The 12,657-nt window shown below is 66.8% G+C and carries 11 protein-coding genes; 7 read left to right on the top strand and 4 right to left on the bottom strand.

Translation table 11 applies throughout. The features are described 5' to 3' along the window. The first annotated feature begins 24 nt into the window (after positions 1 to 24). The 4 genes from C454_RS14570 to C454_RS14555 all read left to right on the top strand — a co-directional run bounded on the left by C454_RS14570 (position 25) and on the right by C454_RS14555 (position 2,385). Entirely contained in the window at positions 25 to 375 is a 351-nt protein-coding gene (locus C454_RS14570) for a hypothetical protein (RefSeq protein WP_004976874.1), read from the top strand. Positions 376 to 476: 101 nt separating this feature from the next. Then, a complete protein-coding gene (locus C454_RS14565; RefSeq protein WP_004976872.1) occupies positions 477 to 1,184 on the top strand; it encodes an MBL fold metallo-hydrolase in 708 nt (235 codons plus the stop codon). A gap of 75 nt (positions 1,185 to 1,259) precedes the next feature. Beyond that, entirely contained in the window at positions 1,260 to 2,093 is an 834-nt protein-coding gene (locus C454_RS14560) for an alpha/beta fold hydrolase (protein WP_004976870.1), read from the top strand. A 76-nt stretch (positions 2,094 to 2,169) separates the two neighbouring features. After that, positions 2,170 to 2,385, top strand: coding sequence for a hypothetical protein (locus C454_RS14555; RefSeq protein ID WP_004976868.1), 216 nt, complete (start codon positions 2,170 to 2,172; stop codon positions 2,383 to 2,385). A gap of 25 nt (positions 2,386 to 2,410) precedes the next feature. Here C454_RS14555 and C454_RS14550 read toward each other — a convergent pair whose 3' ends face one another. Beyond that, positions 2,411 to 3,511: a DNA topoisomerase IV subunit A gene (locus C454_RS14550; protein ID WP_004976866.1), complete on the bottom strand. Its 1,101-nt coding sequence runs from the start codon at positions 3,509 to 3,511 to the stop codon at positions 2,411 to 2,413. Then, positions 3,511 to 5,907, bottom strand: coding sequence for a DNA topoisomerase VI subunit B (locus tag C454_RS14545; protein ID WP_004976864.1), 2,397 nt, complete (start codon positions 5,905 to 5,907; stop codon positions 3,511 to 3,513). The genes C454_RS14550 and C454_RS14545 overlap by 1 nt, the downstream gene beginning before the upstream one ends. A 253-nt stretch (positions 5,908 to 6,160) precedes the next feature. On the opposite strand from C454_RS14545, the gene gyrB reads away from it, so the two are divergent. From gyrB to C454_RS14530, 3 genes are all read left to right on the top strand, one after another. Beyond that, positions 6,161 to 8,080: a DNA topoisomerase (ATP-hydrolyzing) subunit B gene (gyrB, locus tag C454_RS14540; RefSeq protein WP_004976862.1), complete on the top strand. Its 1,920-nt coding sequence runs from the start codon at positions 6,161 to 6,163 to the stop codon at positions 8,078 to 8,080. Position 8,081: 1 nt separating this feature from the next. Next, the gene (gene gyrA, locus C454_RS14535; protein ID WP_004976860.1) at positions 8,082 to 10,646 is read left to right on the top strand and encodes a DNA gyrase subunit A; all 2,565 of its coding nucleotides are present in this window, start codon (positions 8,082 to 8,084) and stop codon (positions 10,644 to 10,646) included. 109 nt (positions 10,647 to 10,755) lie between these two features. Next, positions 10,756 to 11,169, top strand: coding sequence for a hypothetical protein (locus C454_RS14530; protein ID WP_049905199.1), 414 nt, complete (start codon positions 10,756 to 10,758; stop codon positions 11,167 to 11,169). 3 nt (positions 11,170 to 11,172) lie between these two features. Here C454_RS14530 and C454_RS14525 read toward each other — a convergent pair whose 3' ends face one another. Both C454_RS14525 and rocF read right to left on the bottom strand, forming a co-directional pair. Continuing rightward, complete coding sequence (locus tag C454_RS14525) at positions 11,173 to 11,643, bottom strand: NUDIX domain-containing protein (protein WP_004976857.1); 471 nt, start codon at positions 11,641 to 11,643, stop codon at positions 11,173 to 11,175. After that, a complete protein-coding gene (gene rocF / locus C454_RS14520; RefSeq protein ID WP_049905198.1) occupies positions 11,643 to 12,542 on the bottom strand; it encodes an arginase in 900 nt (299 codons plus the stop codon). The genes C454_RS14525 and rocF overlap by 1 nt, the downstream gene beginning before the upstream one ends. Positions 12,543 to 12,657 lie beyond the last annotated feature (115 nt).

The raw sequence follows: 12,657 nt of genomic DNA, 5'->3' as shown, positions 1-12,657 counted from the left end.
GACAGCTTCGGACGGTGGTCCTCCATGAATCTTGACGCCCTCTGGAAGCCGGTCGTCCTCTACACCGGCCTCCTCGGTCTGCTCACGGTCGGCGCGGTGTATCTCGCGACGCACTCGGGATTGTACATACTCGGGTTGACGGGAGCCGGCGTACTCCTCGTCGTACTCGGCGGCGGGGCCGTGGGACAGATGGGCCCAAGTAACGTCGAACACGCGGGCGAGAAGGGCGGGACGAACAGAGTCGTCTCGAACGCGGGGCTGTGGTCGCCCGTGGAGACGGACACCTCGCTCCGCCTCACCCTCCTGTTCTACGGGGCCGGGTTGTTCCTGTGGAGCCTCGTCGTGTTCGGCGTCCTGCGCGACACGCTCGTCTGAGTCGGGGGTCGCGCACCCGCCGCCCGACACTCGTCTCCGTCCGCATCGACCGCCTCGCCCCGAGAGCCGCGCTTTTTACCCCTCGGTTCGAGGTGTCGCGTATGACCATCAAACACGACGGCCTCGACGTGTCGTGGCTCGGCTACGCGACCGTCAGAATCGAGTCGCCCGACGGCTTCGTCGTCTACTTCGACCCCGGCCGCTACGGCGTCCTCGACGACTACTACGCCCGCGACGGCGACCTGATTTTGGTCACGCACAACCACCACTACGACTCCGACGCCATCGAGCAGGTCGCCGACGCCGACGCGACGGTCGTCGCCTTCGAGGGGGTCGACGCCGCGACCATCGACCGCGACGTGGTGCCGGTCGAGGAACTCCCCTACGAGACGGTCCGCGTCGGCGAGGAGGACCACCTCACCGTCGGCGAAGTCGACGTGTGGTCGCTCCCGGCGTTCAACGACCCCGACGGGCCGCATCTCCGCGACGGCGATATCGTCCACCCGCAGGGCTTCGGCTGCGGCTACCACATCTCGATCGCCGACCGGACCGTCTTCTGGCCCGGCGACTCCGACGTGCTCGAAGGCCACAAACACCTCGAGGTCTCGCTGTTTCTCGCCAACATCGGCGGTTCGGTCGTGATGGACCGCCACGAGGCCGCCGACCTCGCGGAGACGCTCGACCCCGACCTCGTGCTCCCGATTCACTACAACACGATTCCGCTTCTCGAAACCGACCCGGACGCCTTCGTCGTCGACGTGGCGAACCGCGGCATCCCGGTCGTCCTCGACGACCCCGACCAAGTCTGAGACGGCGAGGCGGACAGACGGACAGACGGACAGACGGACAGAACGATTTTGCCGCGCCGGGCCGTCCGTTCGCGTATGGACCTCGACTACGGCATGCTCGGCGGCCGGCGGCCCTACTACCGCTTCGGCGACGCCGACGCCGACCCGCTCGTGGTGCTTCCCGGCCTCTCGGACGCCTTCCAGCGCACCGACCCGAACCGCGCGACCGCGGCGGCGCTCGCCGGCCTGTTCCGCGAGTTCGACGACCGCGACGTGTGGGTGGTCGGCCGACCGCGACACCTCCCGGTCGGGTCGACCACGCGCGACATCGCCGCGGGCTACGCCGGCGTCATCGACGAACAGGACCTCTGGCCGGCCGACGTTATCGGCGTCTCGATGGGCGGCCTCGCCGCCCAGTATCTCGCCGCCGACTACGGCGACTACGTGGACTCGCTGGCCGTCGTCTCCGCCGGGACCCGACTCGGCGGCCACGGCGAGAACGTCGTGACGCGCTGGCGCTCGTTGGCGGGCAAGGGACGGTGGGCCGAGGTCGCCGCCGACGCGGAGCGAGAGGCGGCGACGGGCCTCGAAGCGACCGTCGCCCCGCCGCTCATCGAGGCGGCCGGCCGAGTCGTCGACTTTCGGCCCGCCGTTCCCGCCGACGCCGTCGTCTCCTGTACGGCCTGTCTCGAACACGACTCCCGGGAGATACTCGCCGACATCGACGCGCCGACGCTCGTCGCCGCCGGGAAGGCCGACCGACTCTTTCCCGAACCGCGGATTCGAGAACTCAAAGACGGCGTCGCGGACGCGACGCTCGCGCTGTTCTCCGGAGCGGGTCACAACCTCGCGACCGGCGAGCCGCGAACGCTGAACGGCGTCGTCAGGCGCTACTTCGACGGGTTCCGCGGCGACGGGCTCTATCCGTGAGTTCGCACCGGGAGGGGTAACACCCCGAAACCACTCGCGGCACCAGACTCATACGCCGGGCGGCCGTCGAACCGCCATGCGCGACGCCCTCCGGTCGAGCCCGCTTTTCAGCGGCCGTCGGCTCCTCGTCTGTTTCGTCGTCACGCTCGTCGTCGTGACGACCGACGCGCTGTTCTTCCACGTCCAAGCAGTCCGAACCGCCGCCGAGTTCGCGACCGAAGTAACGATTCACACCCTCGGCTTCTACGGCGGCTACACTATCGTGGCGCTGTTCAATCGGTCCGGGACCTAGAAAAGCGGCGACCGGGGTGCCCGAGTTAGATGACGCCCATCTCGTCGAGCCGCGTCGGCAGGTACTCGTCGGTCACGAAGTCGAGACCGCGGGAGGCGAGCGCCTGCTGTTCGGCCTTCTTGCCGATGTCGAGCTGCAGTTCTATCTGTTCGGTCCAGTAGTCGCTCATGAACCGCGGGTCCTCCAGTTCGGACTGGAGCGCGTTGATGTCGGAGTCCGCGAGCGGGTCGGTCGGGAGGTCGTAGTCCACGATGTCCTGCGGCTGGATGCCGACGAACCTGGCTTCCGGCGTCGCGAGGTGTTCCGAGAGGTGCGCGGACTTGATGGAGCCGTAAGCGACGGAGCCGAAGATGCGGTAGGACCACGGGTCGCCGTCGGTGAAGACCACGACCGGCAGGTCGAGTTCGTTGTGCAGGCGCTTCGTGATGCGCCGGGTCGCCCGCGCGGGCTGGCCCTTCAGGTGGACGATGAGCACGTTGTACTCGTCGTCGAAGCCGTTTTCGACGAGGCGGTCGCGCATCCCACCGGTCTCCACGCAGAGGACGAAGTCGATGTCGTGGTCGAGGAACTCGATGGTGTCGGGGTTGTTCGGAATCTGGTAGCCGCCCTCGCCCACGTCGAGTTGGCAGTGGATGTCGCGCTCGCCGCGGCGGGTCTGCTCGCGGAGTTCGAGCGGGCCCATGAGGGTCGCCCCCGACTCCTCGGGCCGCATGTGGAAGTCCTCGCGGGTGACCTCGGAGACGATTTCGAGGTCCTCGATGAGCTGGTTCGACTCGTCCTGGTCGGAGAAGTGCGCCTCTTCGGCGTCCCACGACTCGGAGATGTAGTACAGCTCACGCAGGGTGGACGAGCGGTCCTCCTCTAACTGCCGCGCGAGGAACTCGATGGTGTAGGCGGCCTTCAGGAGCTTTCGCGCCCCCCGGACGCTGTTCGCAGAGCGCGTCGAGGTCCGGTCGCCGTACACCCAGACGTTCGAGTTCTCGTCGTACTCGATGTTGCTTTTCGTCCGCGTCGGGAGCGTCATGTGCGGAATCTCCCCCGCGTCGAACTGGTCGTAGAACTCCGCCGCGAGGTCGATGAGACGCTCGCGGGCGCGTTCCTCGGATGTGTTCGGTTCTGGAGCCATTATACGTTCACCGTGAGTTTCTCCGTCTCGACGCCGTCGACGTTGATGTCGAACGACGCGTCCTGTGCGACCGAGTACGTGAGCGTCGCCGTCTCACCGGACGACACCTCGGGGTTCCACTTGACGAACCACTCCCCGTCGAGGTCGACGACCGTCGCCTCGCCGTCGAGGCCGGCCGGCTCCGCCGAGACGATGTCCGTGATGTCCGGCGACTCGTTCGTGTTGGAGTAGTTCTTCACCGTGAGCGTCACCTCGCCGTCTTCGACGGCCCGCTCGACGGTCAGGTTGTTCATGATGCGGCCGAGCGCGCCGTCGATGTTGGGCTCGGGTCGCCCGGTGACCTCCGAGAGCTTCGTCGCCATCTGCGGGAGGATGCGGCCGAGCACGTCCTGTTTCTTGCGGCGCTTCTGGAGCGACCGCCGCTTCGAGAGGTAGGACTTGAGTTCGCGGGCCGCCTCGCGGATGGCGAGTTCGACCTCGTCTTGAATCGCCGGCACGTCCGCGAGCGCGTCCTTCGACTCGCTCGTAAAGGGGACGTTCGTGGAGGCGACGTGGACCATGAGGACGGCGGGGCCGTTCGGCATGCCGCTGCCGCCCGGTTGGTCGAGGCCGTAGTTCCGCCAGCCGATGTCCTTGACGACGTGGGTGATGGTACACGCGCCCTGCTGGTAGACGAGCGGGACGCGGTTGGCGAAGCGGAGCAGGTCGATTTTCCCCTCGGACCGCAGTTCGCCGCCGTAGGCGATGCCGGCCTCGACGATGAACGGGTCGCCGCCGTGGACCTCGGCGTCGCGGGTCGCCGCGGCGTAGAAGTCGGCGTCGAACTCCTTTTTCAGGCCGGCTTCCACGAGGTCCGCGGAGATGGGAGAGAGACAGTCGGTCGGCGGCGCGAGGATGTCCGTCTGGCGCATCGCGTCGAGCAGGTCGCGGGCCACGTCGCGGTCGTCGGCGATCTCGCGGACCTTCGGCACCTCGTCGGAAACGGTGCGCATCCGCGACCAGATGGCGTCGGCGACGTTCTCCTGTGCCGTCTCGCCGTAGGTCTCGTCCTCGCGTTCTTTGGTTCGCTCGGCGGCCCACGCGACGAACTCGGCCACGTCGTCGCGGGTGGCGCGGTCGGCCGGGCCGGTCGTCTCGGCGAACTGCGTGGCGATGGAGCGCGCCATCGACACCTTGCCGGCGTCGTCTTTCTGCGTGGTCGTCACGTCGTCGACGATGGCGTACACGTCGCCCTCGCGGTCGTCGGTGAGGACGGGCCACAGCGCCTCGACGACGTTCTCCCGAACCGTCTCGCCGAACGAGGTGTCGGTCTCCTCGCCGACCGTCTCGGCGACGTTTTCGACGATGGTGACGAGTTCGCCGTGGGCGATGCGGTCCTTGCCGACGACGATATCGACCAGTTCGTCCGCGAACGCCGCGGTCGCCTCCTTGCCCTTGTTGGCGACGGCGTCCTCGACGACGGCGACGAGTTCGTCCGCCTCGGTCGCGTCGGGCGTCCGCCACGTCATCTCGCGGCCGAAGTGCCGGTCGCGGAAGGCGTCGTGAATCTTGTCGGATGTCTTCGCGCCCACGCGGGTGAACTCCTCTTGGAGGAAGCCGGAGACGGAGTACGACTCGGTCGCCGCGAGCATCTTCAGGAGCGTCCCGAGTTCGACGCCGTGGGGATGGGGACGAATCTCCTTCGTCTGTTTCGGAAGCTGGTCGGTCGCCCGCTCGAACTTCATCGGCTCGTCGAGGCCGGGTTCCCGGAGTTCGATGCGGGCGTGGGGGTTGACGACCGCCGTGTGGAGGATGTAGTCGTGGAGCTGCTGGCGGGCGCGCATGTTGGCTTCCATCTCCAACTCGATGCGCGTGCCGTGGGGGCGGTCCCACGAGGTCGTCTTCTCGGTGCGAATCTCGGGTTCGTTCTGGTCCGTGTTGATGACGAGTTCGAAGTACTCGGCGTCCTCCGAGCCCTGCGTCCGGCTCGTCACCTTGGCGGGCTTCCCGCTCGTCAGCTGCGAGTAGAGGACCGCCGCGGAGATACCGATACCCTGCTGGCCGCGGGACTGTTCGCGCGCGTGGAAGCGAGAGCCGTAGAGGAGCTTCCCGAACACTTTGGGCACCTGCTCTTTCGTGATGCCCGGCCCGTTGTCCTCGATGACGAGGCGGTAGTAGTCGCCCGCCTCGGCGATTTCCACGTAGATGTCGGGCTGGATGCCCGCCTCCTCCGTGGCGTCGAGCGCGTTGTCCACCGCCTCCTTGACGGCGGTGACCAACCCGCGGGCTCCGCTGTCGAAGCCCAACATGTGCTTGTTCTTCTCGAAGAACTCGGCGATGGAGATCTCCCGCTGGCCCTTCGCCAGCTCCTCTGCGATCCCCGGCTCGTCACCGAGTGTCGACTGGAACGAGGTCATTTCCTGATGCGCATCTACCCAGTCCCGCGTTAAGTACTCACCGGCAACGGAGTGAAAGTGAAATTCCGACGTTGACGCGCTTCGAGGCCCGCTCGCGACGAAGACTCGAATCGTGTTATACAGAGTCACCCACGACGTTCGCGCCGGCCAGTCGAACTCGGCGAGCGCGGAAACCGCTACGCGGGGCTCCAGTAAGTAGTACGCGCCCGCGCGTGCGAGCCTTTAAGGGACGGGCTATCCTAGGCCAGTTCAGATGTCACAGGATAACGAGTACGGGGCCGGACAGATTCAGGTCCTCGAAGGGCTCGAAGCCGTTCGAAAGCGTCCGGCGATGTACATCGGGTCCACCGATTCTCGCGGACTCCACCACCTCGTCTACGAAGTCGTCGACAACTCCATCGACGAGGCGCTCGCGGGCCACTGCGACGCCATCGAGGTCGCCCTCCACGAGGACGGCTCTGTCAGCGTCACCGACAACGGCCGCGGGATTCCGGTAGATACGCACGAACAGTACGACCGACCCGCGCTGGAGGTCATCATGACCGTCCTCCACGCCGGCGGGAAGTTCGACAACAAGTCCTACCAGGTCTCCGGCGGCCTCCACGGCGTCGGCGTCTCCGTGGTCAACGCGCTGTCGAGCGAACTCGAAGTCGAGGTCAAACGCGACGGCGCAGTGTGGACACACCGCTTCGAGTTCGGCGAGCCGCAGGTCGACCAGTTCGAGCGCGTGCGCGACCTCGAACCCGACGAGGACACCGGGACGACCATCCGGTTTTGGCCGGACGACGGTATCTTCGAGACGACCGAGTTCGACTTCAAGACGCTCGAAAACCGCCTGCGCGAACTCGCGTTCCTCAACTCCGGCGTCGAGATTTCGCTCGGCGACGAGCGGACCGGCGAGTCGAGCACGTTCCTCTTCGAGGGCGGCATCCGTGAGTTCGTCGAGTACCTCAACGAGACCAAGACGGCCCTCCACGACGACATCATCTACTACGACGACGAGTCGGAGGGAATCGAGGTCGAAATCGCCATGCAGGCGACCGACGAACTGCAGGGGTCGATTCACGCCTTCGCCAACAACATCAACACGCGCGAGGGCGGCACGCACCTGACCGGGTTCAAGACGGCGCTCACCCGCGTCGTCAACGACTACGCGAACACCCACGACATGCTGGACGACCTCGACGGCGACAACCTCCGCGGCGAGGACGTCCGCGAGGGGCTCACCGCCGTCATCTCCGTCAAGCACCCCGACCCGCAGTTCGAGGGCCAGACGAAGACGAAGCTCGGTAACTCCGAGGTCCGCGGTATCGTCGAGAGCGTCACGCACCAGCAGCTCGGGACGTTCTTCGAGGAGAACCCGGACACCGCGACGGCCATCATCTCGAAGGCCGTCGAGGCCGCCCGCGCCCGCAAGGCCGCGAAGCAGGCCGAGGAGCTCACCCGCCGCAAGTCCGCGCTCGAATCCACCTCGCTACCGGGGAAGCTCGCGGACTGTCAGAGCCGCGACCCCTCGAAGTCCGAACTGTTCGTCGTGGAGGGCGACTCCGCGGGCGGCTCGGCCAAGCAGGGCCGCGACCGCAAGTTCCAGGCGATTTTACCCCTCAAGGGGAAGATTCTGAACGTCGAGAAACACCGTCTCGACCGCATCCTCGAAAACGACGAGATACGGGCGCTCATCACCGCCATCGGCGGCGGCGTCGGCGACGAGTTCGACATCGAGAAGGCGCGCTACCAGCGGCTCATCCTGATGACCGACGCCGACGTCGACGGCGCGCACATCCGGACGCTGCTTCTCACGCTCCTGTACCGCCACATGCGCCCGCTCATCGAGGCCGGCTACGTCTATGCGGCCCAACCGCCGCTGTACCGCGTTCGCTACCGCGGCAACACCTACGACGCGATGGACGAGGCCGAGCGGGACCGCATCATCGAAGAAGAGTGCAACGGCAACCCCACGCAGGTCCAGCGGTTCAAGGGACTCGGCGAGATGAACCCCGACCAGCTGTGGGACACGACGATGAACCCCGAGAACCGCGTCCTCAAGCGCATCACCGTCGAGGACGCCGCCGCCGCCGACCGGATGTTCAACATCCTGATGGGCGACGCCGTCGGGCCGCGAAAGCAGTTCATCAAGGACCACGCGAACGACGCCGAGTGGGTGGACATCTAACATGAGTTCTGACGCACCAGATTCCTTCGAACCGGGCGCGGGTATCGCGGCCGAAGTCAAGAACGCGCGCATCGAAGACGAGATGGAGCAGTCGTACATCGACTACGCGATGTCGGTCATCGCGGGGCGGGCGCTGCCCGACGTGCGCGACGGCCTCAAGCCGGTCCACCGGCGCATCCTCTACGCGATGCATCAGGCCGGCGTGACCTCCAACTCGTCGCACCGCAAGTCCTCGTCCATCGTGGGCGAGACGATGGGTGACTACCACCCCCACGGCGACTCCGCCATCTACGACACCCTCGCGCGCATGGCGCAGGACTTCTCCATGCGCTACCCGCTCGTCGACGGCCAGGGGAACTTCGGCTCCGTCGACGGCGACCCGCCGGCCGCGATGCGCTACACGGAGGCCCGGATGTCTCCCATCGCCGAGGAACTCCTCGACGACATCGACAAGGACACCGTCGACTTCCAGTCGAACTACGACGACCGCAAGCAGGAGCCGACGGTCCTCCCGTCGTCGTTCCCGAACCTGCTCGTCAACGGGTCGTCCGGCATCGCGGTCGGGATGTCCACGAACATCCCGCCGCACAACCTCGGCGAGGTCATCGACGCCACGGTCGAACTCATCGAGAACCCCGAGGCGACCATCCCGGACCTGATGGAACACGTCAAGGGCCCGGACTTCCCGACCGGCGCGAACATCGTCGGCCGCAACGCGGTCCACAAGGCGTACAAGACGGGGCGCGGCCGCGTCCGCGTCCGCGCCGACTACGACGTGTTCGAAGAGGAAGGCCGCATCGTCATCAACGAACTCCCGTATCAGGAGAACAAGGCCCGCCTCATCGAGCGCATCGCCGACGACGTGAACGAGGGGAAAATCGAGGGCATCCGCGACATCCGCGACGAGTCCGACCGCGACGGCATCCGCGTCGTCATCGAACTCAAGCGCGGCGCGATGGCCGAGGTCGTCAAGAACCAACTGCTCGACAACCACCTCGAATCCACGTTCGGCGTCATCAACCTCGCGCTCGTCGACGGTCAGCCGCAGGTGCTGACGCTCAAGGAGACGCTCGAACACTACCTCGACCACCGCCGCGACGTGGTCCGCCGGCGCTCCGAGTACGAACTCGCCGAGGCCGAAGACCGCGCGCACATCCTCGAAGGCCGCCTGAAGGCCCTCGACAACATCGACGACGTGGTCGAGACCATCCGGAACTCCGAGAGCCGCGACGACGCGAAGGCCGCGCTCCGCGGCGAGGTCGAAGTCGAAGTCGACGGCGAACCGCTGCCGACGTTCGACTTCTCCGAAGAGCAGGCCAACCACATCGTCTCGATGCAGCTCGGCTCGCTCACCTCGATGGAGGCGGCCGAAATCGAAGACGAGTACGAGGACGTGCAGGCGACCATCGAGCGCCTCGAAACCATCCTCGGGGACCGCTCGGAACTCGACGCGGTCATCGAGTCCGAACTGCTCGACATCAAAGACGAGTACGCCGACGACCGGCGGACCTCGTTCGTCGCCAACACCGGCGAGGTCACCCGTGCCGACCTCATCCCCGAGGAGGACGTGGTCGTCGTCGTCAGCGAGGACGACTACATCAAGCGGATGCCGGTCTCCCGGTTCCGCGCCCAGCACCGCGGCGGCAAGGGCATCATCGGCACGGACCTCAAGGAGGGCGACAACGTCTCGTCGGTGTTCGTCACGAACACCCACGACGACCTGCTCTGTTTCACTAACCACGGACAGGTCTACCAACTGAAGGCCTACCAGGTTCCCGAGATGTCGCGGACCGCCCGCGGGAAGTCGGCGGTCAATCTGCTCGACTTCGACGACGGCGAGGAGATTACGGCCGTCGTCAACTGCGACGACCTCGAAGATATCGAGGGCTACCTGACGATGGTGACCCAGAACGGCTACATCAAGCGGACCGGCACCGACCGGTTCCAGAACATCCTCTCGACGGGCATCATCGCCACCAAACTCGACGAGGGCGACGAACTCGTCGACGTGGAGGTCACAGACGGCGAAAGCGACCTCGTCATCGGCACCGAACAGGGCATGTCCATCCGCTTCGACGAGGACGAGGTGCGCGCGATGGGCCGCTCGGCCCGCGGCGTCCGCGGCGTCAAACTGACCGGTGACGACGTGGTCGCCGGCGTGGCCGCCATCGACGAGGACCACCACAGCTGGATTCTCACCGTCACCGAGAACGGCTACGGGAAGCGCACGGACCTCGACGCCTACCGCAAGCAGTCCAGAAACGGCAAGGGACTCATCGACATCAAGACCAACGAGCGGAACGGTCCGGTCTGCGCCATCAACACCGTCGGCGAGGGCGACCACCTCGTCGTCATGTCCGACGAGGGACAGATTCTCCGGACGCCCGTCGAGGACATCTCGACGGTCGGCCGCAACACGATGGGCGTCATCGTGATGGACCTCGACGACGGCGACGACGTGGCCTCCGTCGACGTGATTCCGGCCGCGATGACGACCGAAGACGAAGAACTGGACGACGTGGAAGCCGATTCGGACGACGTGGAAGCCGACGCGGACGACGAGTAGGCCGTCTCCTCGCGACGGCGGATTTCTTTGTACGGATTCCCACCGGTGAGCGACCGCGCTGAACGTCACTCCCCGAAGGCATTTACCCCGGCCGACGGGTCGTCTCGGTATGAGAGTGCGACCCCGGTCGAGAATCGTCGGCGTCTCGGCGCTCGCATTCGTCGTCGTTCTCGGCGGCCTGACCGCGCTTCGGGCGTGGAACCTCGAACCGCCGACGCACGTGCAGTCGCTCGTCGTCGACGCGGGCGCGGTGCTCGTCGTCGCCGGCGTCGCGTCTCACGTCGCCCGAGGCGAGCGCGTCGGTGAACGGGCCGGCGAGGGTATCGTGCTCGCCTTCGGTCCGTGTTTCGCGTTCGCGGTCAACCTGTTCGCCCCGGTATCGACGATGGAGTCGCCGCTGTGGCTCGGGTATCCGCTCGTCGCCGGCGCGGTGCTTTCACTCGCGCTCGGCGGTCTCGGAGCGGGTGTCGGGTACGTCGTTCGAGTCGTGAGAGCGAGAAAAACCAGCGACAGCGCGTCGTAGCTTCTATTTCTCCACGTCCGACGGCTCTCTCGTCAGGTCGTAGGTGTAGTGTCGCGGCTTGCGGTCCCGGAGCCAGTCGCGGAGCGGTTCGACCCGCGGCCGGTAGGTGAGCGTCGACCCGAGCGCGGTGAGCGGGAGGAACTTCGCGGCCTCGATTTCGTCGTCGGGGTCGCTCGGCGACGGGGTCGGGTCGTCGGCGACGGGCGTCGCGTGATAGAACCGCTGGAGATAGATGCGGTGGTCTGGCGCGCGAATCTCGCTCGTGAAGGCCAGCGACTGGATTTCGACTTCGACGCCGGTCTCCTCTGCGGCCTCGCGGGCGGCGGTCTCGAAGAAGAACTCGCCGGGTTCGGAGCCGCCTTTCGGCAGCCCCCAGCGATCCTTCTCGTAGACCGCGAGCACCGAGTTCTCCTGTAGGACGACGACGCCGGCGGCCAGGTCGTGCGGAGCGGGGGCTTCTCTCGGCGTCGACATCAGAGGATGCGCTTGCCGAAGGCGCTTGCGGCGAGTTCGGTCGCGAGCGTCGCGGTCTCGTTGTGCTCGTCGAGGATGGGGTTGACCTCCACGAGTTCGAACGAGCGCATGGCCTCCGAGCGGGCGACGAGCTCCATCGCCGCGTGGGCCTCGCGGTAGGTCACGCCGCCGCGGACGGGCGTCCCGACCCCGGGGGCCTCGCGGGGGTCGAGCCAGTCGAGGTCGAGGCTGATGTGGACGCCGTCGGTGCCGTCGGTCGCCACGTCGAGGGCGTCGTTCGTCACGTCGGTGATGCCGCGCTCGTCGATGTCCGACATCGTGTAGACCGTGACGTCGGTGTCGCGAATCGCCTCGGCCTCCGGGCCGTCGACGGAGCGCAGGCCGACGATGGCGACGTTCTCCGCTTCGAGACCGGCGGCGTTCGCCCACTCGGCGCCCTCGAAGTCGCCGATGCCGAGCGCGGCGGCCAGCGGCATACCGTGGACGTTTCCGGACGGTGAGGTGCTCGGCGTGTTGAAGTCGCCGTGGGCGTCGAACCAGATGACGCCGATGTCGGCGTCGCGGGCGCTCCCGACCAGCGAGCCGATGGCGATGGAGTGGTCGCCGCCGAGCGCGAGCGGGGTCGTCTCCTCCGCGAGCGCGGTCGAGACGGCGTCTGCGAGGCTCGTCGTCACTTCTTCGACCTCCTGGACGTGTTTCGCGTTCGCCGGCCCGGCGTCCGCGTCCCGCGTCGCGTGGTGCGGGACCGCGAGGTCGCCCGCGTCCGTCGGCGAGACGCCGGCGGACTCGAGTTGCCCCGCGAGTCCGGCGTATCGAATCGCGGAGGGCCCCATGTCCACCCCGCGTCGATTGGCACCGTAGTCCGTCGGTGCACCGAGAATCCTGACGTTCCGTTCCATAGTTCACCCACTCGTTCGGGGCGTTTAGTGGCATCGGAAAAACACCCTTATCGATAATGCCGCCCGTCGCCTTCTGGGAGGTCGCCGCGTGGCGAAATGGGCTCCGGCCGGTCGC

Origin of the sequence: Haloferax gibbonsii ATCC 33959, from assembly GCF_000336775.1 — an archaeon.
GTDB classification, from domain to species: Archaea; Halobacteriota; Halobacteria; order Halobacteriales; family Haloferacaceae; genus Haloferax; species Haloferax gibbonsii.
The sequence above is the reverse complement of the archived record's forward strand: the minus strand, read 5'-3'. Positions and strand labels throughout refer to the sequence as shown.

What these genes read in the sequence shown, in the direction of transcription:
- C454_RS14570 (WP_004976874.1), top strand. Translation starts at nt 25, where the DNA reads ATGAATCTTGACGCCCTCTGGAAGCCGGTCGTCCTCTACACCGGCCTC.
- C454_RS14565 (WP_004976872.1), top strand. Translation starts at nt 477, where the DNA reads ATGACCATCAAACACGACGGCCTCGACGTGTCGTGGCTCGGCTACGCG.
- C454_RS14560 (WP_004976870.1), top strand. Translation starts at nt 1,260, where the DNA reads ATGGACCTCGACTACGGCATGCTCGGCGGCCGGCGGCCCTACTACCGC.
- C454_RS14555 (WP_004976868.1), top strand. Translation starts at nt 2,170, where the DNA reads ATGCGCGACGCCCTCCGGTCGAGCCCGCTTTTCAGCGGCCGTCGGCTC.
- C454_RS14550 (WP_004976866.1), bottom strand. Translation starts at nt 3,511, where the DNA reads ATGGCTCCAGAACCGAACACATCCGAGGAACGCGCCCGCGAGCGTCTC.
- C454_RS14545 (WP_004976864.1), bottom strand. Translation starts at nt 5,907, where the DNA reads ATGACCTCGTTCCAGTCGACACTCGGTGACGAGCCGGGGATCGCAGAG.
- gyrB (WP_004976862.1), top strand. Translation starts at nt 6,161, where the DNA reads ATGTCACAGGATAACGAGTACGGGGCCGGACAGATTCAGGTCCTCGAA.
- gyrA (WP_004976860.1), top strand. Translation starts at nt 8,082, where the DNA reads ATGAGTTCTGACGCACCAGATTCCTTCGAACCGGGCGCGGGTATCGCG.
- C454_RS14530 (WP_049905199.1), top strand. Translation starts at nt 10,756, where the DNA reads ATGAGAGTGCGACCCCGGTCGAGAATCGTCGGCGTCTCGGCGCTCGCA.
- C454_RS14525 (WP_004976857.1), bottom strand. Translation starts at nt 11,643, where the DNA reads ATGTCGACGCCGAGAGAAGCCCCCGCTCCGCACGACCTGGCCGCCGGC.
- rocF (WP_049905198.1), bottom strand. Translation starts at nt 12,542, where the DNA reads ATGGAACGGAACGTCAGGATTCTCGGTGCACCGACGGACTACGGTGCC.